19 protein-coding genes and 3 pseudogenes are annotated in these 21,383 nt (G+C 69.6%); 14 read left to right on the top strand and 8 right to left on the bottom strand.

The genetic code is table 11. The annotated features are described in order from the left end of the window. The first annotated feature begins 185 nt into the window (after positions 1 to 185). Together ACGFNV_RS37920 and ACGFNV_RS37925 are read left to right on the top strand one after the other, a co-directional pair. The gene (locus ACGFNV_RS37920) at positions 186 to 1,172 is read left to right on the top strand and encodes an NAD-dependent epimerase/dehydratase family protein (RefSeq protein WP_393629029.1); all 987 of its coding nucleotides are present in this window, start codon (positions 186 to 188) and stop codon (positions 1,170 to 1,172) included. 156 nt (positions 1,173 to 1,328) lie between these two features. Next, positions 1,329 to 2,225 carry an aminoglycoside phosphotransferase family protein gene (locus tag ACGFNV_RS37925; protein ID WP_393629031.1) on the top strand — a complete coding sequence of 299 codons (897 nt, stop codon included), beginning with the start codon at positions 1,329 to 1,331 and terminating at the stop codon, positions 2,223 to 2,225. Between the two features lie 307 nt (positions 2,226 to 2,532). Here ACGFNV_RS37925 and ACGFNV_RS37930 read toward each other — a convergent pair whose 3' ends face one another. Next, on the bottom strand, positions 2,533 to 2,907 hold the full coding sequence (locus tag ACGFNV_RS37930; RefSeq protein WP_393629033.1) for a hypothetical protein: 375 nt from the start codon (positions 2,905 to 2,907) through the stop codon (positions 2,533 to 2,535). Between the two features lie 672 nt (positions 2,908 to 3,579). Between ACGFNV_RS37930 and ACGFNV_RS37935 the strand changes: the two genes are divergently transcribed. After that, positions 3,580 to 4,758: a Cmx/CmrA family chloramphenicol efflux MFS transporter gene (locus ACGFNV_RS37935; RefSeq protein ID WP_393629035.1), complete on the top strand. Its 1,179-nt coding sequence runs from the start codon at positions 3,580 to 3,582 to the stop codon at positions 4,756 to 4,758. A gap of 6 nt (positions 4,759 to 4,764) precedes the next feature. Further along, positions 4,765 to 4,887, top strand: a pseudogene (locus ACGFNV_RS37940) (IS481 family transposase); the annotation flags it as partial. Between the two features lie 227 nt (positions 4,888 to 5,114). Here the strand turns inward: ACGFNV_RS37940 and ACGFNV_RS37945 are convergent. Next, positions 5,115 to 5,459 (bottom strand): DUF6234 family protein, encoded by a 345-nt coding sequence (locus ACGFNV_RS37945; RefSeq protein ID WP_393629037.1) that lies wholly within the window; start codon positions 5,457 to 5,459, stop codon positions 5,115 to 5,117. A gap of 292 nt (positions 5,460 to 5,751) precedes the next feature. Between ACGFNV_RS37945 and ACGFNV_RS37950 the strand changes: the two genes are divergently transcribed. Then, positions 5,752 to 6,336 carry a DinB family protein gene (locus ACGFNV_RS37950; RefSeq protein ID WP_393629039.1) on the top strand — a complete coding sequence of 195 codons (585 nt, stop codon included), beginning with the start codon at positions 5,752 to 5,754 and terminating at the stop codon, positions 6,334 to 6,336. On the opposite strand, the pseudogene ACGFNV_RS37955 reads toward ACGFNV_RS37950, so the two are convergent. Beyond that, a pseudogene (locus ACGFNV_RS37955) lies at positions 6,333 to 6,563 on the bottom strand (integrase core domain-containing protein); the annotation flags it as partial. The gene ACGFNV_RS37950 and the pseudogene ACGFNV_RS37955 sit on opposite strands and share 4 nt — an antisense overlap. Before the next feature lie 901 nt (positions 6,564 to 7,464). Between ACGFNV_RS37955 and ACGFNV_RS37960 the strand changes: the two are divergent. Then, positions 7,465 to 8,334, top strand: coding sequence for an SGNH/GDSL hydrolase family protein (locus ACGFNV_RS37960; RefSeq protein ID WP_393629041.1), 870 nt, complete (start codon positions 7,465 to 7,467; stop codon positions 8,332 to 8,334). A gap of 117 nt (positions 8,335 to 8,451) precedes the next feature. On the opposite strand, the gene ACGFNV_RS37965 is transcribed toward ACGFNV_RS37960, so the two are convergent. Next, entirely contained in the window at positions 8,452 to 9,120 is a 669-nt protein-coding gene (locus tag ACGFNV_RS37965; RefSeq protein ID WP_393629043.1) for a type III effector protein, read from the bottom strand. A gap of 127 nt (positions 9,121 to 9,247) precedes the next feature. Here ACGFNV_RS37965 and ACGFNV_RS37970 point away from each other — a divergent pair, with 127 nt between their 5' ends. Both ACGFNV_RS37970 and ACGFNV_RS37975 read left to right on the top strand, forming a co-directional pair. Beyond that, positions 9,248 to 9,679: an Hsp20/alpha crystallin family protein gene (locus ACGFNV_RS37970; protein WP_393629045.1), complete on the top strand. Its 432-nt coding sequence runs from the start codon at positions 9,248 to 9,250 to the stop codon at positions 9,677 to 9,679. Positions 9,680 to 10,027: 348 nt separating this feature from the next. Then, positions 10,028 to 10,462 (top strand): DUF2267 domain-containing protein, encoded by a 435-nt coding sequence (locus ACGFNV_RS37975; RefSeq protein WP_393629046.1) that lies wholly within the window; start codon positions 10,028 to 10,030, stop codon positions 10,460 to 10,462. 152 nt (positions 10,463 to 10,614) lie between these two features. On the opposite strand, the gene ACGFNV_RS37980 is transcribed toward ACGFNV_RS37975, so the two are convergent. After that, a complete protein-coding gene (locus tag ACGFNV_RS37980) occupies positions 10,615 to 11,070 on the bottom strand; it encodes a VOC family protein (RefSeq protein ID WP_393629047.1) in 456 nt (151 codons plus the stop codon). Between the two features lie 223 nt (positions 11,071 to 11,293). On the opposite strand from ACGFNV_RS37980, the gene ctaD reads away from it, so the two are divergent. After that, positions 11,294 to 13,006: a cytochrome c oxidase subunit I gene (gene ctaD, locus ACGFNV_RS37985; RefSeq protein ID WP_393629048.1), complete on the top strand. Its 1,713-nt coding sequence runs from the start codon at positions 11,294 to 11,296 to the stop codon at positions 13,004 to 13,006. Further along, complete coding sequence (locus ACGFNV_RS37990; protein ID WP_393629050.1) at positions 13,003 to 13,386, top strand: hypothetical protein; 384 nt, start codon at positions 13,003 to 13,005, stop codon at positions 13,384 to 13,386. The genes ctaD and ACGFNV_RS37990 overlap by 4 nt, the downstream gene beginning before the upstream one ends. Here the strand turns inward: ACGFNV_RS37990 and ACGFNV_RS37995 are convergent. Further along, positions 13,376 to 13,747 carry an antibiotic biosynthesis monooxygenase family protein gene (locus ACGFNV_RS37995; RefSeq protein ID WP_393629052.1) on the bottom strand — a complete coding sequence of 124 codons (372 nt, stop codon included), beginning with the start codon at positions 13,745 to 13,747 and terminating at the stop codon, positions 13,376 to 13,378. The genes ACGFNV_RS37990 and ACGFNV_RS37995 overlap by 11 nt on opposite strands. Before the next feature lie 265 nt (positions 13,748 to 14,012). On the opposite strand from ACGFNV_RS37995, the gene ACGFNV_RS38000 reads away from it, so the two are divergent. Then, positions 14,013 to 15,011: an aldo/keto reductase family protein gene (locus ACGFNV_RS38000; RefSeq protein ID WP_393629054.1), complete on the top strand. Its 999-nt coding sequence runs from the start codon at positions 14,013 to 14,015 to the stop codon at positions 15,009 to 15,011. Between the two features lie 85 nt (positions 15,012 to 15,096). On the opposite strand, the gene ACGFNV_RS38005 is transcribed toward ACGFNV_RS38000, so the two are convergent. Beyond that, the gene (locus ACGFNV_RS38005; RefSeq protein WP_393629056.1) at positions 15,097 to 15,858 is read right to left on the bottom strand and encodes a ZIP family metal transporter; all 762 of its coding nucleotides are present in this window, start codon (positions 15,856 to 15,858) and stop codon (positions 15,097 to 15,099) included. Between the two features lie 434 nt (positions 15,859 to 16,292). Here ACGFNV_RS38005 and ACGFNV_RS38010 point away from each other — a divergent pair, with 434 nt between their 5' ends. Continuing rightward, the gene (locus tag ACGFNV_RS38010) at positions 16,293 to 17,093 is read left to right on the top strand and encodes a DUF5995 family protein (RefSeq protein WP_393629058.1); all 801 of its coding nucleotides are present in this window, start codon (positions 16,293 to 16,295) and stop codon (positions 17,091 to 17,093) included. Between the two features lie 66 nt (positions 17,094 to 17,159). Here the strand turns inward: ACGFNV_RS38010 and ACGFNV_RS38015 are convergent, their stop codons facing one another. Next, positions 17,160 to 18,326 (bottom strand): MFS transporter, encoded by a 1,167-nt coding sequence (locus ACGFNV_RS38015; protein ID WP_393629060.1) that lies wholly within the window; start codon positions 18,324 to 18,326, stop codon positions 17,160 to 17,162. A gap of 100 nt (positions 18,327 to 18,426) precedes the next feature. Here ACGFNV_RS38015 and ACGFNV_RS38020 point away from each other — a divergent pair. Then, positions 18,427 to 19,509 (top strand): annotated as a pseudogene (locus tag ACGFNV_RS38020) (DUF5937 family protein). Positions 19,510 to 20,204: 695 nt separating this feature from the next. Next, complete coding sequence (locus ACGFNV_RS38025; RefSeq protein WP_393629061.1) at positions 20,205 to 21,362, top strand: globin domain-containing protein; 1,158 nt, start codon at positions 20,205 to 20,207, stop codon at positions 21,360 to 21,362. The last annotated feature ends 21 nt before the right edge of the window (positions 21,363 to 21,383 follow it).

A 21,383-nucleotide genomic window follows, 5' to 3' on the forward strand; every position in this document is an offset into this window, starting at 1 on the left:
AGGTCGCCCCGTACGCCTCCTTGGGGTTCACGTGCGCGGGGCGACCGCGCACAAGGGCTGTCCCGTAATCCCTGGCGGGCGCGCGACGCCAGCTACGGCACCTCGCCGCCTTGTCGGAACGGCTGAACATCTGCTGTCAGCGAATCCGCCTGACCGCGCGGTGATCCCGGTGCTTGTGTGTCGGTATGGAGATCCTGGTTCTGGGCGGAACGGCATGGGTGGCTCGGGAGCTGTCGCGGCAGGCGATCGAACGCGGTCATCGGGTGACGTGCCTCGCGCGTGGCGAGAGCGGAGACGTCGCGGACGGAGCGACACTGGTCGCCGCCGACCGGCGCGATCCGTCGGCGTACGAGGCCCTGCTCGACCGCGTATGGGACGCGGTCGTCGAGGTGTCATGGCAGCCGGGCTTCGTTCGTGGGGCGCTCGACGTGCTGGGCAGCAAGGCCGGGCACTGGGTGTATGTCTCGTCCGGCAACGCCTACGCCTCCCACGCCACGCCGGGGGCGGACGAGTCAGCGGCCCTGCTCGCCCCGACCGACAGGAGCGAGGTCGACCGCGAGTTGTACGGCGAGGCGAAGGTCGCCTGTGAGCAGGCGTCGACGACCGCTGTGGGCGACCGCCTCCTCATCGCACGAGCCGGGCTCATCGGCGGCCCGGGCGATCACAGCGGGCGCTCCGGCTATTGGGTCGCCCGCGCCGCACGTGATCCGCGAGGGCCGATGCTGGTCCCCGACACACCGGCCATGCCCACCCAGGTGATCGACGTGCGGGACCTCGCTTCCTGGCTGCTCGACGCCGCGGAGACGGGAACCACCGGCACGTACAACGCCGTCGGCCCGGTCGTTCCGTTCGAAGAGTGGATCGAGCTGTCCCGCGCCGCCGGCGGGCACACCGGCCCGGTGGTCACCGCCGAATCGGCGTGGTTGCTCGCCAACGGCGTGGCCCAGTACATGGGGTCCGAATCACTGGCGATGTGGCTGGTCGAGCCGGGCTGGGAAGGGTGGTCGGCCCGGGACGGGTCCTCGGCGCGCGCCGCTGGGCTGCGTCACCGGCCCCCGGCGGAGATGCTGGCCGACACGCTGCGCTGGGAACGCGAGCAGGGGCTGGACCGGGAAAGGCGCGCAGGCCTCAGCGCGCAGCGTGAGCGCGAGTTGCTCGACGCCCTCGCCTGACGGCGCTGGACCGGTCTCGCACACCCGAGCGTCTGTACAGACGCCTTCCCCAGCGCTCCGAAACCGAATTGGTGATGCCGGTGGGGTCACAGTGAGATGTTCCGGGACCACTACGAGAGCCCCGCTCTGTCTGCTGCCTCAGTACTGTGACTTCGCATGACCGACACCGAGATCGAGATCACCGCAGACCTGGTCCGCGACCTGCTGCAGGAGCAACATCCAGACCTTGCAGGGCTGGCCATCCGCGAGGTGGCGGGCGGCTGGGGCAACCAAATGTGGCGTCTCGGGGACGAGTTGGCCGTGCGCATGCAGCGCATGGACCCCACCCCGGAGCTCCAGCTCAAGGAGCGGCGGTGGCTACCCGTGCTGGCCCCGCGCCTGCCGCTCCCAGTGCCGACCCCGGTGCGGTTCGGCGAACCGTCCGAGCGTTTCCCCAAGCACTGGACCGTGATGACGTGGGTTCCCGGCGAGCCGCTGGATTTCGGCTCGATCAGCCGCGGCGACCACGCGGCCGACACGCTGGCGGGCTTCCTCCGGGCGCTCCACGTGGAGGCTCCCGCCGAGGCGCCGATCGCTGCGGACCGCGGTGGCCATCCCAAGAACTGCACGGAGGGCTTCGAGAAGTTCTTCCGGGCCGTTGTCCCCGACGACATCGCCGCCGATGTCCGGGCCGTCTGGGACGATGCCGTTGCGGCCCACGCGTGGGAGGGCCCGCGGGTGTGGGTGCATGGCGACCTCCATCCCGCGAACGTCGTTGTCTCGGACGGAACGCTCTCCGGCATCGTCGACTTCGGTGACATGTTCGCCGGCGATCCGGCGTGGGACCTCGCCGCCGCATGGGTGCTGCTGCCCGCGGGCACGGCCTCACGGTTCTTCTACACGTACGCGCACGCGGACGAGGCGGCGATCCGACGGGCCCGCGGGCTGGCCGCTATGAAGAGCCTCTTCCTGATGCTCATGGGGCAGAACGGAGATCGGGGCCTTCCCGGCGGCAAGCCGAACTGGGGACCTGTAGGCCGGGCGGCACTTGATCGTGTTCTGACGGGCCTATGACGCACGCTTCTTCGAAACCCCTTATCGATCTCGGTTGAGGGGCATGCGGCATCCCACCTTCGTGGGTTCATCGATCACCACGCGTGGTGGGAATGCCACGATCCTCGGCCGTATGCCGCCCGCAGCTCTGATCGAGCCGGCCCCGTGCCCCAGTGCCGGGCATCGGGAGCGTGGGGTCCCGACCGTGGTCGGAGCCCCACGCTGCAAGCAGTACATCCAAGGAATCGGGCGCCGCTCTTTCCAGACAGCGGGGCTGGGCCCTCCCCTTGGTCACCGTCCAGGCAGTCAACGCCCAACACTCACCGGGTCATGCGCGTTCTTGCTGCTCTTCCTGAAGGGCCGCCCGATGCTCCCGGCCGTCGAAGGCGAGCGGCTCCGCCGGGCGGTCCTCCAATTCCCGCTGCCGGGCGGCCAGGGCCCTCGCCAGCATCTTCGCCCGGTAGGGGTTCGACGGGGCGAGGGCCTTCGCCACCGCCACAGCCTCGTCCAACAGGGCCATCCGCCGCTCAGGCAACTCCCGCACCAGCGGCGACGCGCTCGCCTCCACCAGGACGTACGCCAGCTTCGACCCGTACACCTCCGGCTCGACCTGCGTCAGAAGGCGGTAGATCCACAGCCCCTCGGCTCCGCGCACCACCCGACGGTTGGTACTGAGCAGCCTGACCCTCGCCAGCACAACCATGTCCTGATCCATCGATCCCTTTCGTCCCGCCACCCCCGGCCCGGTGCACGTCACACGGTGAGACGGCACAGCGAACACGCTGACAACCGCGAGAGGTTGCCGACAGGTTGGCCGGGGAGTGGATGACGACGAGTCTGGCGCGCGGTACCAGCTGCCACAAGGTCGAACGGACGTGCCCTGCGTCCTACCGAAACGGCCTCCGAACAGGCATGATGGACCTGACACTCACTCAAGTCCCCCTCCCCACCCCTTGCGTGGACTCAGCCGCGGCATCCTGTGCAGGGGTACCAGTTTCTGATCCCGGGGCCGAGTAGCTTCTGGGGTCCCAGGCCGGCCGGGGTCCGGGGGCAGCGGACCGCTGAGCGAGCGATGTTGTCCTGGGTGCGGTGTGCGGCTGGGGCAGGGCCCAGTTGTTGCGGGACATGACGTTGGTGACACAGGCCAATGCCGTAAAACCAAGGTGCCTCGAGGGGCACGGTCGGGTAGCGTGCGGGCCATGTCGAGTCCTGAGTCGGACAAGGTGGGGGCTTTCGGTCACGCCGTCAGCCCCCTGAACCCGAGCTCGTAGCCCTGTCGTCGCGCCGCATTCCGCGGTGGGACGAGTGTGCTTCTGGGGCTGGCCGCGGTGACGAGATGACCCTCTCGTGCCTCTCCTCACCTCGGAGCCACTCGATGCCTCTCCCCCTGTACCTGCTTGCCCTGGCGGTCTTCGCCATGGGCACCTCGGAGTTCATGCTCGCCGGCCTGTTGCCGGACATCGCCTCGGACCTCGACGTCACCGTCGGGACAGCAGGCACGCTCACCTCGGCCTTCGCAATCGGCATGGTCGCCGGCGCCCCCCTGGTGGCCGCCCTTGCCCGCAACTGGCCCAGGCGCTCCAGCCTTCTGGGCTTCGTCCTCGCTTGCGCGGCAGCTCACGCCGTGGGCGCCATCACCACCAGCTTCCCGGTCCTGTTCGCCACCCGGGTCGCTGCCGCGCTCGCGAACGCCGGGTTCCTCGCCGTCGCTCTGACGGCTGCCGCCGCGCTGGTCCCTGCCGACAAGAAGGGACGTGCGCTGGCCGTGCTGCTGTCGGGCACGACGATGGCCACGATCGCCGGTGTCCCTGGCGGGTCGGTACTCGGCACGTTGCTCGGCTGGCGGGCCACCTTCTGGGCTGTCGCCGCTCTCTGCCTGCCTGCGGCTCTCGGCATCCTGAAGGGGATCCCCACGGGACGTGTGAAGGAAAAGGCGACTGGCGGGCCGACCCTGCGAGCGGAGCTCGCCCAGCTCACCAGACCACGGTTGGTCCTGGTGATGCTGCTCGGCGCGCTGGTGAACGCGGCCACATTCGCAAGCTTCACCTTTCTCGCCCCCGTGGTGACCGAAACCGCCGGGTTGGAAGAGTTGTGGATCTCTGTCGTTCTGGTGCTCTTCGGTGCCGGTTCCTTCGTCGGTGTCACCGTCGCCGGCCGGCTGTCCGACCAGCGGCCCGGCCTGGTCATCACAGTCGGTGGTCCGCTGCTGCTCATCGGCTGGCCGGTCCTGGCCATGCTGGCCAACGAGCCGGTCGCCCTGTTCACCCTCGTGTTCGTGCAGGGCGCGCTGTCGTTCGCACTGGGCAGCACGCTGATCACGCGGATCCTCTACGAGGCCGCGGGAGCCCCCACCATGGCCGGCTCGTACGCGACCGCTGCCCTCAACGTCGGCGCCGCCGCCGGCCCCTTCATCGCCGCAACCGCCCTCAGCACAGCGGTCGGGAACCTCGGGCCGCTGTGGGCAAGCGGGCTCCTGGTTGCGATCGCGCTGCTCATCGCGTTCCCCCTCCGCACTGTGGTCGCGGCCGGCCAAAGCGCCGAGGTGCTCCAGTGACACACGTTTCTCTACCCACACTCCGCCGCTGACGGGTTCTCCCGCCTGACCTATACCGAGCACCTCCCTGACGACAAGGCGGCCACCACCGTGGCGTTCTTCCGCCGCGCCCGCGCATTCTTCGCCGCCCAGTACGGTCACGGGCGGCGGTGTGAGGCCGGTAGTCGTACGCCGCCCGCCGGACGCGAAGGCTTCGTTGTACTGGCCCGCAGTGCCTCGCAGGTGGGTGGTGGAACGCAGCCTGCCGTGAATCATGCGCGCCGGGCGGCACCGACGCCAAAAGCCCGGCCCGGCTGCCCTTCGCTGACTCGATATCAGAGGCGAACCGGCCGCCGTCGCTGTGGCTTGACCGGTCATCACGGGTTCGGTGGAGCGCAAGGCACACCGGCCCTCGTCGGGCAGGTCGGCAGCGCAGGCGGATGGGCGCGCTCGTGCTCCTTGTCCCAGGCAGTGATCGTGAGAGTCAGTGCAATGGCTGCCACGAGCAGTTGGACTGCGCCTGCGAACGGGTGTGCCGAATACAGCAAGCTCCCTGCGATCACGAGCACGACCAGTGTGAAGCCGCCGAGCCAGAGGATCGGCACCCAATCCATCGGGACTGTCCCAGCACGCTCGTCTGCACGGCCCCAGCCACGAAGCGTCAACGTCAGTGCCAGCAAAATGCCGATCGGGATCTCGATGAGCAGCACGATCAGGGTCAAGCAGCCACCCGTGAGCCCGTCGCCTCGCGAGCCTGGAGGGTGCCTGGATCGGCGACCGTTTTCCGGCATGCGCGGTGCGTGCGAACTCGGTTCGAAGCGCATGGCCACACGCTCGCACCTCACCTCGTGCGCTGCATCACTGTTCATCAGGCCGAGGCCAAGTCGGGGCTGAGCCGAGCACCCACCTAGCAGGTCAGGGCGGCGGCCATGGCCAGGCCTCGGCTCTGCCAGTCGTTGCGGACCACGTACGCGATCTTGAGAGCACGAGCAGCCCATGGCAGGCTCATGCCGCATGATCGATGAATTCGCGAAAGACAACCTGCACGGGAGACTGCGGCGGGACCGCAAGGCGCTGCTCTGGAAACTCGACGGCTTGTCCGAATACGACGCGCGCCGACCTTTGACAGCGACCGGGACCAACCTCCTCGGCCTGGTCAAACACGTGGCCACCGTCGAGGCCAGGTACTTCGGCGAGGTCTTCGACCGCCCTTCCCCGGAACCGCTGCCCCGATGGCAGGACTACGACGGCAGCGATCTGTGGGCGACCGAGGACGAGACCCGCGATCAGATCATCGGGTTCTACCGGCGCACGTGGGAACACTCGGACGCGACGATCAACGAGCTTCCCCTCGACGCCCCCGGCCACGTGCCGTGGTGGCCGGAGCCTTATCCCAACACGAACCTGTTCGCCATCATGGTCCATGTCCTCGGCGAGTCCATCCGTCATGCCGGGCACGCCGATATCCTGCGCGAGGGCCTCGACGGCCGGACCGGGGTGCGCGCCGAAAACGAGCAGCAGATCGACGAGGAAGCCCGTGCAGCCTACTGCGCGCAGATCGAGCAGGCCGCCAGGTCGGCCGCACCAATCAAGGCCTAGGTGTGCTGTCCGGAGAGGTTGGTGACGCGGCTGGCTGGGGTTTGGCCGCTGATTCCGGTGCGGGGTCGGTGGTAGTTGTACCAGTCCAGCCAGCCGGGAAACGCTGCCTGGCGTTCGGCATCTGAGGTGTAGGGCTGGTAGGCCCATTCGTCGAGCAGGGTGCGGCGGAAGCGTTCGACCTTGCCGTTGGTCTGGGGCCGCCAGGGCCGTGTCCAGCGGGGGCTGATGCCCCGGACGGCACCGGAGCCGGTAGGCCACCCCTCTGGCCCACCACAGTGTTGCCGGCCGGAGACGGGCCCTCCGTCGGCGTCATGCTCAGGCCCGCAGGCGGTGCGGTAACGGGTGTCCGGCTACTGTCGGCCGCTGACGCTGCGCCTCCTCGTGAGGACGGCGGTGTGGAGGCGGCGGAGTGCCGATTGTGGGTGCGGGCCCGGGAGCATGTGCACCGTCGAGGGCGCCGGCTGCGACCGGGTCAGTCAGCACCGAAGTGCCGGAGCGGTCGCCGCAGTCGGCAGTCCGGGCGGCCCTCGGGCAGCGCCGGCCGTCGGGATGGGTGCCACAGAAGCGGGGCGGCGGCCGCGGCCTCGCCCTGGGTGTCCTGCACGCGGGACTGCGACGAGGCGCTCAAGGATGCGCCGCTGCTCGACTGAAGCACGCCCTGGACGTCGCGGAGAACCCAGCGATCCGGCTGTGCACCCTGTGCAGCCGCACCCAGCAGCTCACGTCCCTGCTTCTCGGCTTCCGCCGCATCACCGACTCCGCCGGCGCGGTCTCCGCCCCCGGCGAGCGACTCCTCACCCGCCCGCCGCCCCGTCGGCGTCCCGGCCCCCGGCGCGCAACACGGCGAGCGCGCCCCGATCCTTGGCTGCGTCCGCGCCGCCCACGCCTCCCTGTCCCTCCCCCTCAACTCCGGCCAGGGTTCCACCTCAGCACGGCCTTTGGCACAGAGGCCGCCCAGGGACCGCAGGCCCCTCGGGGTGCCCGTGCGGCGAGGGGAACTTGGTGGGCGCCGCACACCGCCAACCCGATAGGAGTACTGAGCCGCGACCTGCCGTGCGGCGGCCCGGCCGGCTCGGCATGCTCATCGCAAGGCAAACCGCACACCCCCACCTGCGGACGGAGACGTCCTTGAAGACAACACTGCGCCTGGCCCTGGCCACCGCACTGTCCACCCTTGCCCTTTCAGCCACGACACCGGCCACGGCTGCGTCGACGGCGACAGAACCCCTGCGCTACGTCGCACTCGGCGATTCCTACGCCGCCACACCGCTGGTGCCTCCGGCCGACCCGACCTCCCCCGCGTGCCTGCGCTCCCAGGCCGGTTATCCGCGCATCGCGGCCGAGGCGCTCGGCGCCGCGCTCACCAATGTCAGCTGCTCCGGCGCCACCGTCGACCACCTGAGCACCTCCCAGTACCCGGGGACCTCACGTCAGTACGACGCGCTCACGCCCGCAACCGACCTCGTCAGCATCACCATCGGCGGAAACGACACCGGCCTCTTCACTCAGGCCCTGAACTGCGTCAACATCCTGCCCCAGCCCTACGGCACCAGCTGCGCGCAGCAGAACACCGCCGGCGGTACCGACAAGATCAAGGCCCGCATCGACGCCTGGGCACCGGCCTTCGCCAAAGTCCTGGACGAGATCGGTGAGCAGGCTCCGCATGCCAAGGTCTTCGTCGTCGGCTACGGCAACTATGTCCGCCCCGACGGCTGCCATCCTGCCCAGCCCTTCTGGCAGCAGGACGCCAACTACCTCCAAGGCGCCATCAACCACCTCGGAGCCGTCCTGAAGAAGACGGCCGAAGAGCACGGAGCCGCATTCGTCGACACCTACACCCTGGGCGTCGGACACGACATCTGTGCTGACCCCGCCGACCGCTACATCGAGGGACTGGTCCCCACCAGCGCGGGCACGCCCTTGCATCCCAACGCTGCAGGAGCCCGGGCCATCGGCCAGGCCCTCGCCACGGCGGCCCACGTGACCTCGACAGGGTGACGGGCTCTGCAGAGCGCGACGCACAACAGGACCGCGTCGGCAGCCCCCTTCCGCGCGCCCCCATGATGGCGGCCCAAGGGGGGTCCGCGGATGACTGAGATCGGTGCTGCTTGCCGGTCAGTCGGGGGCGGCGGACGGGGCCGTAGTTGTGGCTGCGGCGGAGTTGGTGAGGGCATCGAGTCGGGCGGCGAGGTCGGGGTGGGTGGTTGTCAGATGGGGGCGGGCCGCGTTCAGGGGGGTGACGAGGGCTGCGGGATCGTCGTGGGCGAGGGCCTCGTGGAGTTGGCGGAGGGGGTGGTGGGCGGCGGTGGGGAGGTCGGTGAGGGCGGTGATCTGGCCGGCGATGCGGCGCAGGTCGGCGGCGTTACGGCGGGCCCAGGCGGCGGCGGTGCGGTCGGCGGCGCGGCGTTCGCGGGTGGCCTGGACGCGTTGTTCGCCGGTGGTTCCGGCGGGGCCGGGGCGGTTGCGCAGGTAGCGGCGTTCGGCGGCCTGGCGGCTGGCGACGCCGAGGGGGTGGGCGAGGTCGGCCCAGCTGGCTCCTGCGTCGCGGGCCGTTTCGATCAGGCCGGTTTCCCATCCGGCGAGCTGCTCGCGAACCTGCCGCAGCAGCAGGAGGGAGGCCAGGGCCTGCTCCGGGCCGGGGCCGACGTCGGCGGAGGTGGGGGTCCTGTGCTGGGCGACGCGCAGGGCGTCGTCTATGGCTTGAAGAGCCGTGGCGGCGGCGAGGAACGAAGCCGGGCTCTGGGCCTCGACGCCGGAGGAGACCGGCTGGTCGGCTGCTGTCATGGGCACCTCCCTCGGGCTGTCGTCTTTGTGACGACACTGAGATTGTCATCCATTGGATGACATGTTACAACGGTTTCAGTGAGGCGCATTGGCAGCAACTGCCCGAACCTGCTGGAGGTGTTTCGTGATGTTGATGCGCACCGACCCCTTCCGTGAGCTCGACCGCCTGGCTCAGCAGCTGATGGGCCAGGGCACCTGGTCGCGGCCGGCCACGATGGCAATGGACGCCTACCGCGAGGGCGACGAATACGTCGTGGCCTTCGACCTCCCCGGCGTCAGCGCGGAGGCGATCGACATCGACGTCGAACGCAACATGCTGACCGTCAAGGCCGAGCGCCGGCCCGTGACGAAGGCCCACGACGTGCAGATGGAACTGTCGGAGCGGCCGCTGGGCGTCTTCTCCCGGCAGATCGTGCTGGCCGACACGCTGGACACCGAGCACATCAAGGCCGACTACGACGCCGGGGTGCTCACCCTGCGCATCCCGATCGCCGAACGTGCCAAGCCCCGCAAGATCGCCATCAGCGGGACATCCGACCGCAAGGAGATCTCCGGCTGAGCCGGACGTCAGGCGGCGAACCATGACGGAGGACGGGCACCTGATCACCCCGTCCTCCGCGCCGCCGGAGCCGCAGAACGGCGGCGGCCGACGTGGTCCTCCTACGCCAAACGTTCCTCGACCCGGTGACGAACGGCGAGCACGGCCGCCGACGAGAAGCACAACGCGCGTCCCGCGTGGTCCTCGCCCTGCTGGGCGCACCCGGTCGGCGAAGTGAGCGCCGGACCGGCGGCGCGCCTGCTGAAGACTTCTGCACTGCTCCTTCGCAGCTCCACGACCCTGCTGTCCGCGCCCTCTTGCGGGCGTCGGCACCACCATCTCAGCGAGAGAAAGGCAACCACCGCAGTGATGTCCGACCGGCGTGCACCGCTCCAGCACCTGCCCGTGATGACGTACGAGCAGATGCTGGAGAAGGTCCGCTACGAAGGCGCCTACCCCACCCGGGAACGGGCCGAGGAAGCCGTCCGCCTGGTCCTCGCAGGACTCGGACGCCAACTGACGGGCGACGAACGCGTCGAACTGGCCGCCCGCCTCCCCCGCCAAGCCGCCCGCACCCTCACCGAGCAGATCCCCGACACCCAGCCCCTCACCGGCTGGGCCTTCGTCAAAGACCTCGCCGTCCGCACCGACGCCACCCTGGCCACCACCCGCTGGGACACCGGTTCCGTCCTCTCTGCCGTCGCCACCCTGGCCGGCCCCGACCTCCTCACCCGTATCCTGCGCCAGCTCCCTCCGGGCTACGCGCTGCTGTTCGGCCGCGCCGAACTCACCCCCGCCGCATAGCCGGCCGTCCCCCGGCGTCAAAGCGCGGCCCCCGGTACCGCGCCCGACGCCGGGGGCTGCGGCCAACGGTGCCGTTCCCTCTTGGCCGGACGGAATGGTGTCGGGTGTCAACGCGTCTGCACGGCTTCACCTCTCCCGACGCCAGACGTTTCCTAGACGACGTCGAATTCGTTGCCTTCCGGGTCCTGCAGCAGGACGGCGTACTGCCCCATGTCCGGCTCGTCCGTGATCCGAAGCACGCCGGCGCCGGCTTTGATCAGTCGTTCCACCGTGATGGTGACCCGCTGCGTGCGGACCGCCAACGGGACGTCGCGCCCGCCACCGACCTTCAGGTCGAGGTGTATGCGGTTCTTGGTGGCTTTGGGTTCCGGAACCTGCTGGAACCACACCCGGGGCCCATGTCCTGCGGGATCGACGATCGACTCCGGGATGTCACCCGCGCCTACGGGCAACTCCTCCTCGGGCACCCCCATGGCCACCCAGTACTCCCGCCACGTGGCATGGCCGCCCGGCGGAGGTTCGGGTATGTATCCCAGAGCCTCGCTCCAGAACGCCACCAGCCTTTGCGGGTCGGCACAGTCGATGGTCAGTTGCAGCGTCATCTCCATGGCCGGAGCCTGACAGACACGTCTGACATTCATGCCGGACAGCAAGTCTGCGCCAGGCACTCGCGCCCACATCGTGATCAGCCCACTCGGACGAGTGGATCAAGCCTCCGTTCGGTCCAAAACAATCCGAACCAGGGCGGCATCGTCGCATCGTGACGACTAGTTTCCGCTGGGCTGGTCACACACGCTGCCCGCCCTGCCCTGCTGCCGACCGAGGGAACTGATGGCGACATATACCGAACCGGTTTCTCCCGTACCGGCGGCGGAGCGCCGCAGCCGGGGTCAGGTGATCGTCGCCTGGCTGACCACGACCGATCACAAGAAGATCGGACACCTTTACCTGATCACGTCGTTCGGGTTCTTCCTGATCGGCGGGGCGCTGGCGATGGCGATCCGGGCGGAGCTGGCCCGCCCCGGGATGCAGATCCTCTCCAAGGAGCAGTACAACCAGGCGTTCACCATGCACGGCACGATCATGCTGCTGCTGTTCGCCACCCCGACGTTCGCCGGGTTCGCCAACGCGATCATGCCGCTGCAGATCGGCTCCCCGGACGTCGCCTTCCCTCGGCTGAACATGTTCTCGTACTGGCTGTTCCTCTTCGGCGCCCTGATCGTGGTCAGCAGCATGATGGTGCCCGACGGCGCAGCCGACTTCGGCTGGACCGCCTACACGCCCCTGAGCGGCGGCGAGCGCACCACACAACTGGGCGGTGACCTGTGGATCATGGGGCTGGCCCTCGCCGGCTTCGGGACGATCCTCGGCGCGGTCAATTTCATCACCACGATCATCGGCATGCGCGGCCCCGGCATGACCATGTTCCGTATGCCGATCTTCACCTGGAACGTGCTGCTCACCTCGTTACTGGTGCTCTTCGCCTTCCCCGTCCTGGCGGCCGCCCTGTTGGTACTGGAGGCCGACCGGAAGTTCGGCGCGCACGTCTTCGACGCGGAGAACGGCGGAGCGATCCTCTGGCAGCACCTCTTCTGGTTCTTCGGCCACCCCGAGGTCTACATCCTGGCGCTGCCCTTCTTCGGCGTGATCACCGAGATCATCCCCGTCTTCAGCCGCAAGCCGATCTTCGGCTACATGGGGCTGATCGCCGCCACCCTCTCCATCGCGGGGCTGTCGGTCACCGTCTGGGCCCACCACATGTTCGCCACCGGCGCGGTCCTGCTGCCGTTCTTCTCGTTCATGACCTACCTCATCGCCGTACCCACCGGGGTGAAGTTCTTCAACTGGATCGGCACCATGTGGAAGGGCTCGCTGTCCTTCGAACCGCCGATGCTGTGGGCGGCCGGCTTCCTGGTCACCTTCCTGTTCGGTGGCCTGACCGGTGTCATCCTCGGCTCGCCGCCTCTGGACTGGCAGGTGACGGACTCGTACTTCGTCGTCGCGCACTTCCACTACGTGCTCTTCGGCACGATCGTCTTCGCGATGTTCGGCGGATTCAGCTTCTGGTGGCCGAAGATGACCGGCAGGATGCTCGATCACCGTCTGGAGAAGATCCACTTCTGGACCCTGTTCGTCGGCTTCCACACCACTTTCCTCGTCCAGCACTGGCTCGGCGCCGAGGGCATGCCCCGCCGCTACGCCGACTACCTCGCCGCCGACGGTTTCACCACCCTCAACACCATCTCCTCCATCGGCTCCTTCCTCCTCGGCCTGTCGACGCTGCCCTTCCTCTACAACGTCTGGAAGACCGGCAAGGAGGGCAAGCGGGTGACAGTCGACGACCCCTGGGGATACGGCCGTTCCCTCGAGTGGGCCACCTCCTGCCCGCCGCCCCGCCACAACTTCGTCACCCTGCCGCGCATCCGCTCCGAATCCCCCGCCTTCGACCTCCACCACCCGGACCTGGCCGAGATCGAGTACGTCGAGCACTCCGGCAAGCGCGACGCGCTGGACGCCGAGAGCCACAGAGGCCGGCCACAGTGAGACGCCTCAGGCACCGTGCCGCATCACACGAGGGCGACAGCGAACTGGCCACCACCGTCGAGGGATACCTCCTCGCACACAGCCTCCACGAGCAGGCACGCCGCGAAGCCGAGGACCTCTGCGCCCGGCTGCCATGGCTGACCACCGATCAGGCCGAGGACGTCACGCGCCACTACGTGCTTCAGCGCATCGACGTCAGCCGTCGCGTACTGCAGAGCAGCGTCGAACGGGCCGCCCAACTGCGCCACGAGTACGAGGACCGTTACGCCACCCTCCGACACGACCTGCTCAAACGCCACGCGGCATGCGCGTGCGCCGTCCTCGCCTTCGCCGGCGCACTGAGCGCACTGAGCGCACTTCCGAGTTTGCTCACCCACTAGGTGCAGGCTCCGCTCGTGTGAAACCGTGGCTTCGCTCCACTTTCGCCACGTGCAGCGTGTAGCTCTCGTACCACTCGGCTCGTCCGCGCTGTTGCGCCGCGCGGTGCTCGGCGTTGGACCGCCATTCCGTGAGGGCGTCGGTGTCGCGGAAGTACCCCACGGTGATGCCCAGCCCACCCGGAGTCTGCGCGTGGTCCATTCCCAGGAACCCAGGGATGTCCTTCACGAGGTCTTCCATGCGTGCGTTGGTCTCGCTGTATCCGCTCTGGTCCTGGGTTCGCACTGTGGTGAAGACAGCCACGTAGTAGGGGGGTTCGTAGGCCTCGACGGGCGTGACAGGCGCTTCGGAGTGATCGCTCATGGCGTCACTGTAAGGCTCGACCGGTGCCCCTTCAGGGCACGGCCGCATTCCCAGCGGGGCCTGTGCCTGTACGAGCACGAGAAGTGCAAGGCCGGCGACCCGGCCAAGGTCTGGATCATTACCCGCCCGGTGAACTGGCTGGGTGAGATCGTCACCCCCGGCACCGTCATCGATCCGGCCGACACGAGCTTCATCCATCCCGCCCTGGAGCCGACAGCCCGCCGCCGGCCGGGTACACGTCCTTCGTTCACCGAAAGGAGTCACCATGCGGTACCGCAAGCTCGGCAGCTCGGACCTGGAGGTCTCGGAGATCTCCCTCGGGTCCTGGCTCACCTACTCCGGCGGCATCGAGGCGGACGCGACCCGTGCCTGCACCGAGGCGGCCTTCGACGCCGGGATCAACTTCTTCGACACCGCCAACGCCTACGGACAGGGAGCCGCCGAGACGGCCTGGGGCGAGATCCTCTCCGCCCGTCCCCGTGACACCTACATCCTTGCCACCAAGGTGTACTTCCCGATGTCGGACGACCCAGCCGACCGGGGCCTGGCGCCCGCCCAGATCAGCAAGCAGATCGACGCCTCCCTCACCCGCCTCAGGACCGACCACGTCGACCTGTACCAGGCGCACCGCTTCGACCCGTCCGTGCCGATCGAGGACACCGTCGAGGCGTTCCAGAAAGTCGTCGAGCAGGGCAAGGCCCGCTACCTCGGCTTCAGCGAATGGACCCCCGAGCAGATCCAGGCCGCGATCGACATCGCCGGCCCCGGCCTGTTCGTCTCCTCCCAGCCGCAGTACTCCATGCTGTGGCAGGCCCCCGAGGCCGAGGTGTTCGGCCTCTCCGCCGCCCACGACATCTCGCAGATCGTGTGGTCGCCTCTGGCCCAGGGCGTGCTCACCGGCAAGTACAAGCCCGGGCAGCCCGTGCCGGAGGGCAGCCGCTTCGCCTCGGAGGACATGGCCGTGTCCCAGGACCTCGTCTACAACGACGCCATCCTCGAAGCGGTCCAGCGTCTCGTTCCTCTCGCCGAGGAGGCCGGGATGAGCATGCCCACGCTGGCCCTCGCCTGGGTCCTGCGGCGCGGCGAAGTCGCCTCCGCGATCACCGGCGCCTCCCGTCCCGAACAGGTCCACGCCAACGCCGCCGCCTCCGGTGTGGAGTTGTCCGACGACCTGCTGACCGCCGTCGACCAGGCTCTCGGCGACGTCCCCGTCACCGAACCGACCCTCGCTCCGGCAGCCCAGCCCGGCATCAAGCACCGCTGACGCGCCGATCTTCGGCTCGGCGCATCGTGCAGTATTCGGGGCGCCGAGCCGACTCCAGCAGCAGCTGCTCCGAGCTGGCTTCCCGTCAGACGTGGGACAGGGCGAAGGAGACCAGGAAGCCGCAGACCGTGACCAGGCCGATCGCCAGGTGAGCTTCCTCGAACGCTTCGGGGATCATCGTGTCGGCGATCATGGCCAGGATCGCGCCGGCTGCCACGGCCGTCACCCCCGCGATCACGGCCGGCGAGAAGCCGCCGACCACGGCGTAGCCGAGCACCGCGGAGATGGTGCTCGCGGCTGCGATGGCTCCCCATACGCCGAAGACGTAGCCCTTGCTGCGCCCGGCCCTCTTCATCCCGGCCGAACTGGACAGCCCCTCCGGGATGTTGCTGATGAACACCGCTGCCACTGTGACAGCACTGACGGCGCCGCCGTCGAGCAGGCTCACGCCGATCACCGCCGACTCGGGAATCCCGTCGAGTAGCGCGCCCAGCGCCAGGGCCAGGCCCGAGCCGCTCTGTTCCCCCTCGGAGGGCTGGGCCTGCCCGGTGTGGTTACCCGACCGCTTGCGATGGCGGGCGCCGCGGCGCGCCAGCCACAGGTTGCCGGCCGTGTAGGCCACAGCCCCTGCCAGCGTTCCCACGGCTGCCGGGCCCAGACCCGCCTGATCATAGGCTTCACCGATCAACTCGAAGGAGACGGCCGACAAGAGCACGCCGGCACCGAAGGCCATCACCAAGGCGATCACCCTCTGCGGAACGCGCAGCCCGTAGCCGAGCACTGCTCCCAGCAGCAGGGCAGAGCCCGCCACCAATCCCCAAACGCCTGCCTCAACCACCTCTGACATGCTGCCCCGTCTACCCGCGCGAGCGATGACGACCCAGGCGGCGGGCCGTCGAAGGGGTGGCGCGTCATGCCTGGTTGCCGCAGGGCGCCGGCCTGGGGGCCACGTTCTGAGCGTTCAGGCTTGCAGCCGAGACAGCTGTGGCGACGGAAGATCAGACCGTGGATGCTCCCCACGCGCCGGCATCGCATCCTCCCGGGTGACGGCCCGATCCCGATCGTCCGAGAGGACACCCCTGTCGCCCAGCACGTCCCGAGCCCGCGCCGCACCGTCTCCGGTCTCGCGACCGCTGTGCCGACCCTGGCCCCGGGGGTGCGAGCCGCGGGCACAGTCCCGTTCCCCGGTGTGCGGTGGTAAGACGGGGCTGTCATCGGCTCACGCTGCGGACAGCAGGCAGCGTGTGGGCCGGACTAGGCTTCGTGAAAGGGGAGTTGGGCATGGCGGCAGAGAACATCGACGATGTCGTGGACAAGCTGGGCGGGATCGTGCGGGAGGCCGGCCGCGCCGGTGACCGGGTCGGATACTTCGCGGCGCTGTACCGGCAGGTGACCGTTGAGGTCCGTACGGCCATTCACGGTGGGCTGTTCGACGACGGCGCCCGAATGGACCGTTTCGACACGCTCTTCGGCAACCGCTACTTCGAGGCGTACGACGCCTGGCGCCGCGACCGGAGCGGGCCGCGTTGCTGGCGCGAGGCGTTCGGTCTGCTCGACGACGCCGACACCGTCATCGTCCAGCACCTGCTGCTCGGCGTGAACGCGCACATCAACCTCGACCTGGCCGTCGCCGCCGCGCGGACCGCTCCGGGTGAGGCCATCCACGCCTTGCGGCGCGACTTTCTGCTGATCAACGACATCCTTGCGCGAGTGGTGCTGGCGGTGGAGGACTCGGTCGGTGCCCTGTCGCCCTTCTTGTCGCTGCTGGATCAGCTCGGAGCCCGTACCGACGAGCGGATCCTCGACTTCAGTGTCCGGCAGTCCCGGGAGGAGGCGTGGTACAACGCCGTCCTGCTTGCCGGTCAGAACGAGGAGGAGCGCGAGGTCACCATCGAGCGGCTCGACGTCCGGGCCGCCGTGCTCGCACGGTTGATAGCCCGACCGGGCGGCGTCGTCCGGCCCGCGCTGGAGCTGATCCGGAGCACCGAGAGTGATGACGTGCCGGCCGTCATCGCGCATCTGGACGACGCCATGGAGGGCTCCTCCTCCCGGCAGGGGGCGGGGCGGGGCCCGGCGGACTGACGACCGGCGTGCCGCTGGAGCCCGAGGCGAACACCTGCTCCCCCAGTGCCAGGACCAGCCGGCCGCTCAGTCGGCGACGGCGCAGGCGGAGAGGAGCGTCGCGGCGGCGAGGGTGCCCCACAGGGCGGCCGGGCCGTGGGGGGCGAGCGTGGTGATGAGCGCCGGGGAGACGGCGAGGCCGAAGCCCGTGGAGAGTTCGAAGCGGGCGAGGGTGCGGCCGAGGGCAGGGGCCGGGGCCAGGTGAGTCACGAGCGCGGTGGCGCTGCCGGCGTAGATGATCTCGCCGATCGTGCAGATCACGGACACCGTGGCCACAGCCGGGGCGCCCCAGCCGTGTCCCAGTGAGGTGGCAGAGGCGGTGAGTACCACGCCGGCGAGGGCCAGTACGGTCCGCCGGGAGAAGCGGGACATCAGGACGGTGACCGGAACCTGGAGGGCGACCACCAGCACGGTGTTGGCCACGAAGACGGCTGCCGACCACACCGGGGATGCGTGCAATTGTGTCACCAGGACCAGCGGGAGCGCGATCTCGGGGACGTTGAGGCAGAAGGTGTAGACCACGTTGGCGGCCAACAGCGCGCGCATCCGGGGTGCGGGCCCGGCGTCGCCGTCTTCGGCCGGGGTGGCGGCCGGACGCGCGTACAGGCGGACCGACCACGCCAGGGTCGCCGCAGCGAGATAGGCGAGTCCGGTGACGGCTGCCAGCGCCTGCAGCGCGGTGGTGCCGCCCGCCAGGCACGCGGTGGCGACGAGCGCGCCCGCGCCCAGGCCGGCGTTGCGCAGGGAGCGGCCTGCCGCGAGAGCGGCGTCGCGTTCCCGGCCGTGGGCGACCGTGGCCACGAGAGCCGCGTGGGCGGCCGGCCACGCCTGGTTGCCGATGCCGAGGAAGAGTGCCGCCGTCGCGAACAGCCAGACGTGCCCCGCCGGGGTGGCCAGCAGCAGCGCCACGCCCAAGGCCCGCACCAGCATCGACGCCGCCACGACCGTGCTCCGTGCGCCCCGGTCCAGCGATCGGCCCACCGCGGGCATGCACACCAGACCCGCGAGGACGCCGACCGTCATGGCGGTGCCGGTGGCCGGCCCGGACAGCCCGAGTACCGTCACCCCGTAGAGCCACAGAAAGGGTCTCAGCAGACCGGTGCCGAGTGCGTCGACGGCCAGGGCGACGGCATAGCGGGGGCCTCCGAAGGCGCGGACGAGGGCACGGGGCCGGATCTTGATGGTGGTTGCCATGGCGTCAAACCGTGCGGACGGCCACCGGGTCGGGCACGTCGATTGACGGACACCGTCAACCGACGCGGTCGCAGGGCGTCGGGGCGGTGATGATGACGGAATGACGTTGAGGATCGACATCAGCGGCCTGCCGCCCGGGCGACGCGGTTCGCCGCGTCCCCGCTGGCCGAGCTGACCGCGATGCTGCACGTGCTGGCCGAACCCGGGCATCATCCGCAGCTCGCCTCCTGGGCCGGGGACGTCTGGGCCGGGCTGCGGCCGGAGCTGGCCGAGCGGTTGCGGGAGGCCGACTTCTCTGGCGTTCCTCACAAGCCGACTTCCTGATCCCCGGCGGCCGCGGGCCACCCTCGCCGAGGAGTTGGACGACGTGGACCGGATCGATGACGAGAGGTATGTGACCGCTGCGCTCGTCACCACGTGCGGCAGCAACCGGGTCCACTTCGCCGCGCCGTCGCCGCTCACCGACGCGGCCGCGCGTGAACGGGCCCTGGACGTGGCCCAGGCTCGCGGCGCGCGGCAAGAGGCCTTCGCGGAACGGCTGCTCGCGGACCCGGCCGCCGTGCGGGCGCGGGTGCGCGACACCCTCGAGCAGTGCGCCGAGGCCTTCTTCGACGCGGCCTGGGCCGGCGTCACCGTGCAGCTCGCCACCGACCTGCGCCTGAAGAACGACCTGCTCAAGCGCCGGGGCATCGGGGCGGCACTCGCGTCGGTCTCCGGCGCGGTCACCCTGGCACCGGACGGCGACTGCATCATCGTGGACAAGCTGCAGGACAAGGCGACCACCGCCCACGGCACCGGGGTCACCTTCATCCCCACTGTCTTCGGCCGGCCGCACCTGGTGGCGGTCCACGCACCCGGATGGCAGCCGGTCGTGCAGTACCCGGTGGCCGAGCCGAGTCCGTCGGAGCCGGTGTCGCTGGAAACGGTCACACTACGGCTGGACGCACTGGCGCATCCGGTGCGGCTGCGGCTGCTGCGCACCCTGGCCCGCGGCCCGCACACCACCGGTGAGCTGGCCCACGCCTGGGAACTCTCACCCCCGGAGGTCTCCCGCCACCTCGCCGTCCTGCGCCGCGCGGGCCTGCTCGCGGCGCGGCGGCACGGTCGTTACGTGCGTTACACCCTCAATCTGCCTGATCTGACGGCGCTGGGCACCGACCTGCTGGCGGCCGTACTGCCCTGAGTGGCTTCGGCCTGTCAGCGGGCGGACGAGCCGGCCTGGCCACCGACGCTCGGCCGCGTCACTGTGGTCGATCACGGGTGAGCCGGAGCCGAGCGTGTCCGTACTGGAGGAGTACGTCCGTCCCATGGCCGAAAACAGCGCTGGCGACGGCTTCTTCCTCAGCGCGCTTCGGGTCCCCGCCCGGATCGGCACGGTCACGCTCCGCCATCGACGACGTCCCCGCCCTGACGCGAGGGGAGGTCACCAAGACGTAGCGGTCGCCGTCGTGTTGGTGGAAGACTGCTGTGCGGCGCGGTTCGCCGGTTCTCCCGGCACGGGGCGCGGTCGGTGAAGACGCCGGTGGCCAGTGCGGTCGTATGACGAGAGTTACTTTTGAGTCACCCACATGGTCATGTAGCGTCCGGAATTGTTCGATCCGTTTCGACGCTGCCGTCCCGATGAGGTCTCATGCTCGCCGATGCCGATGCTCCGATCGCCGCTCTCCTGAGACGAAGACTCCCTCAAGGCCCCGCCCAGTGCGTGCTTCGGGGGCTCGGCCCCCTGAATGATGCCGACCGGCGGTCCGCCGACGGGAGGCCATCCCGGACGACGGACGGGGAAGCGCCGGTTCATTGAGATTCCGGATCAACCGCTCGAGCAGCGCATCCGCCCGGCCGTTCCCGGAGCGCTCGGTCCCAGCCCCGGCGGTACATGACATGGAGCCCGAGGTCGTCGAGCCCCCTCTGTCGGCCCACGAGCAAGACCTCATACGCGCCTCCGTGTCGGTGGTCGAGCCGTTCGCCGCAGATATGACGGTCTACTTCTACGCGATCCTCTTCGCCCGCCACCCCGAGGTCCGTCATCTGTTCCCGCCGGGAATGGACACCCAGCGCGGCCGTCTGCTGCGCGCGCTGCTGCACATCGTGGACCTCGTGGACGACCCTGAGGGTCTGGTGCGCTTCTGCGGACATCTCGGACGTGATCACCGCAAGTTCGGCACGCTCCGCGCCCACTTCCCGGCCGTCGGCGAGTGCCTTCTCGCCTCCCTGGCCCGCTACGCCGGCCCCGCGTGGACCGCGGACATCGCCGCCGCCTGGGCCAAGGCGTACGGCGTGGTCGCCGACGTCATGATCAGTGCCGCCGAGGAGGACGAGGCGGTTCGGCCCGCCGTGTGGCCCGCCACGGTCGTACATCGTGTCCCGCGCGGACACGGCATCGTCGAAATCACCGTACGCCCCCACATGCCCTACGAGTACGCCGCCGGGCAGTACGTGAGCGTCGAGACGCCTTGGTGGCCGAAGTTGTGGCGCTACTACTCCCCCGCCAACGCGCCCCGTGAGGACGGCACCCTCACCTTCCACGTCCGCGCGGTGGCCGGCGGCTGCGTCAGCAACGCTCTGGTGCACCGGGCCGCGGTGGGCGACGTGATCCAACTCGGGCCCCCGCTGGGAGACATGGTCCTGGACGCGGCCGCCTACAGCGACCTGCTGTGTGTGGCCGGCGGCACCGGTCTCGCGCCGATCCGCGCTCTGGTGGAGGAAGTGGCCCGGCGCGGCGAGCGCTACCGGGTCGACCTTTTCCTCGGCGCCCGCACCGGCGCCGAGTTGTACGGGTTCGACGACATGCTCCGCATGGCCCAGCGGCACCACTGGCTGAGCATCAGGGGTGCGGTCTCCGAGGAGTACGTCCCCGGGATCAGAGGGTCCCTGCCGGAGGTGCTGGCCGAGTACGGGCCGTGGTTCCAGCACGACGTCTATCTCAGCGGCCCGGCATCGATGGTCGTCGCCGCCACCGAGACGCTCACGCTGGGCGGCACCTCGCCCGAGCGCATCCATCACGACCCGTTCGAGACGCCTGTTCTGTCCCTTCCCTGAGCCAACCGCTTGCCCGTCCCG

It is taken from the genome of Streptomyces sp. NPDC048751, from assembly GCF_043198595.1.
Taxonomy (GTDB): Bacteria; Actinomycetota; Actinomycetes; order Streptomycetales; family Streptomycetaceae; genus Streptomyces.

Excerpts from the sequence above, each read along its gene's own strand:
- ACGFNV_RS37920 (WP_393629029.1), top strand. The coding sequence starts at position 186 with ATGGAGATCCTGGTTCTGGGCGGAACGGCATGGGTGGCTCGGGAGCTG.
- ACGFNV_RS37925 (WP_393629031.1), top strand. The coding sequence starts at position 1,329 with ATGACCGACACCGAGATCGAGATCACCGCAGACCTGGTCCGCGACCTG.
- ACGFNV_RS37930 (WP_393629033.1), bottom strand. The coding sequence starts at position 2,907 with ATGGTTGTGCTGGCGAGGGTCAGGCTGCTCAGTACCAACCGTCGGGTG.
- ACGFNV_RS37935 (WP_393629035.1), top strand. The coding sequence starts at position 3,580 with ATGCCTCTCCCCCTGTACCTGCTTGCCCTGGCGGTCTTCGCCATGGGC.
- ACGFNV_RS37950 (WP_393629039.1), top strand. The coding sequence starts at position 5,752 with ATGATCGATGAATTCGCGAAAGACAACCTGCACGGGAGACTGCGGCGG.
- ACGFNV_RS37965 (WP_393629043.1), bottom strand. The coding sequence starts at position 9,120 with ATGACAGCAGCCGACCAGCCGGTCTCCTCCGGCGTCGAGGCCCAGAGC.
- ACGFNV_RS37970 (WP_393629045.1), top strand. The coding sequence starts at position 9,248 with ATGTTGATGCGCACCGACCCCTTCCGTGAGCTCGACCGCCTGGCTCAG.
- ACGFNV_RS37975 (WP_393629046.1), top strand. The coding sequence starts at position 10,028 with ATGTCCGACCGGCGTGCACCGCTCCAGCACCTGCCCGTGATGACGTAC.
- ACGFNV_RS37980 (WP_393629047.1), bottom strand. The coding sequence starts at position 11,070 with ATGGAGATGACGCTGCAACTGACCATCGACTGTGCCGACCCGCAAAGG.
- ctaD (WP_393629048.1), top strand. The coding sequence starts at position 11,294 with ATGGCGACATATACCGAACCGGTTTCTCCCGTACCGGCGGCGGAGCGC.
- ACGFNV_RS37995 (WP_393629052.1), bottom strand. The coding sequence starts at position 13,747 with ATGAGCGATCACTCCGAAGCGCCTGTCACGCCCGTCGAGGCCTACGAA.
- ACGFNV_RS38000 (WP_393629054.1), top strand. The coding sequence starts at position 14,013 with ATGCGGTACCGCAAGCTCGGCAGCTCGGACCTGGAGGTCTCGGAGATC.
- ACGFNV_RS38005 (WP_393629056.1), bottom strand. The coding sequence starts at position 15,858 with ATGTCAGAGGTGGTTGAGGCAGGCGTTTGGGGATTGGTGGCGGGCTCT.
- ACGFNV_RS38010 (WP_393629058.1), top strand. The coding sequence starts at position 16,293 with ATGGCGGCAGAGAACATCGACGATGTCGTGGACAAGCTGGGCGGGATC.
- ACGFNV_RS38015 (WP_393629060.1), bottom strand. The coding sequence starts at position 18,326 with ATGGCAACCACCATCAAGATCCGGCCCCGTGCCCTCGTCCGCGCCTTC.
- ACGFNV_RS38025 (WP_393629061.1), top strand. The coding sequence starts at position 20,205 with ATGGAGCCCGAGGTCGTCGAGCCCCCTCTGTCGGCCCACGAGCAAGAC.